Genomic DNA, 1235 nt, shown 5'->3' on the forward strand with positions numbered 1-1235 from the left:
GCACTCCGAACAGGGCTATCGCACCTGTCTGGGCGTGATCCGGCTGGCTGACAGGTTCGGCCGGGACCGCCTCGATGCCGCCTGCAATCGCGCGTTGGAGATCAACGCCCGATCCTACTCATCAGTCCATTCGATCCTGAAGAATGGGCTGGATAGCAAGCCCCGCACCCGCGCCGCAGAGCAGCCTGCCATCACCCACACCAATATCCGTGGCGCCGACTATTTCCATTGAAAGGAACACAATGCTTGACCACCCAACCCTCGATCACCTGAAGGCCCTGCGACTTGACGGTATGGCCGAAGCCTTTGCCGAACTGCAATCTCAGGACGGTGCTGCTGACCTCAGCCACGCCGAATGGCTTGGCTTGCTGGTCGACCGCGAGGTCGCCAGCCGAGAAACCAAACGATTTGAAGCCCGCATGCGCTCCGCCAGGCTGCGCCATGTGGGCGCCTGTCCGGAAGATGTCGATTACCGCGCCCGGCGCGGCTTCGACAAGGCGCTGTTCCAGAGCCTGCTCAGCGGCAAATGGATCACCGACAAGCGCAGCTTGATCATCACCGGCCCCTGTGGGGTCGGGAAGACCTGGCTCGGGTGTGCCTTGGCGCAAGCGGCCTGTCGCGACGGCGTCACCGTGGTTTACAAAAGGATGCCCCGCCTCTTTGAAGAGCTGGAGCTGGCCCATGGCGACGGTCGCTTCCCCCGCCTGTTCCGCAGCATCACCAAAGCACAGCTGCTGATCCTGGATGACTGGGGACCTGACCGGCTGACGGCCACGCAGCGCCGCGATCTGATGGAGATCGTCGAAGAACGGTACGGCCGCGGCTCGACCATGATCACCAGCCAGTTGCCCATCACAGCGTGGCACGACGTCATCGGGGAACCCACCTTCGCCGACGCCATTCTCGACCGCATCGTTCATAACGCTTACCGCCTCGAGCTGGAGGGGCAGTCCATGCGGAAAACCATCGCCAAAATGGATGACGAAATGCCTCAAACCTGATACCCGAAACACGCTGCCTCACGGCAACGCGTCACTGGTGGGCGGATACCCCGGAACAAGTGGGCGCATGTTGTCGGAATGGGTGGGCGGATGCTCCGGAATACGCATCCCGATCGCATCCGATTGACCAGACCCCGGCGCGGACGCGTAAATGTCATTAAACCCGACAGGAGTTCACGCCATGGTCCCGCGCAACATCGCAGGTCGTTCTGGCTCTATCAGGATTTGCTGGAA

General features: G+C 61.8%; 1 protein-coding gene and 1 pseudogene. Both read left to right on the forward strand.

What is annotated here, in order from left to right:
- Window positions 1-232 (forward strand): annotated as a pseudogene (locus tag FQ320_RS25255) (IS21 family transposase); the annotation flags it as partial.
- A 10-nt stretch (window positions 233-242) separates the two neighbouring features.
- On the forward strand, window positions 243-1001 hold the full coding sequence (istB, locus tag FQ320_RS25260; protein WP_148476003.1) for an IS21-like element helper ATPase IstB: 759 nt from the start codon (window positions 243-245) through the stop codon (window positions 999-1001).
- Window positions 1002-1235 lie beyond the last annotated feature (234 nt).

Source organism: Oceaniovalibus sp. ACAM 378 (genome assembly GCF_008085915.1).
GTDB lineage: Bacteria > Pseudomonadota > Alphaproteobacteria > Rhodobacterales > Rhodobacteraceae > Oceaniglobus.

Excerpts from the sequence above, each read along its gene's own strand:
- istB (WP_148476003.1), top strand. The coding sequence starts at position 243 with ATGCTTGACCACCCAACCCTCGATCACCTGAAGGCCCTGCGACTTGAC.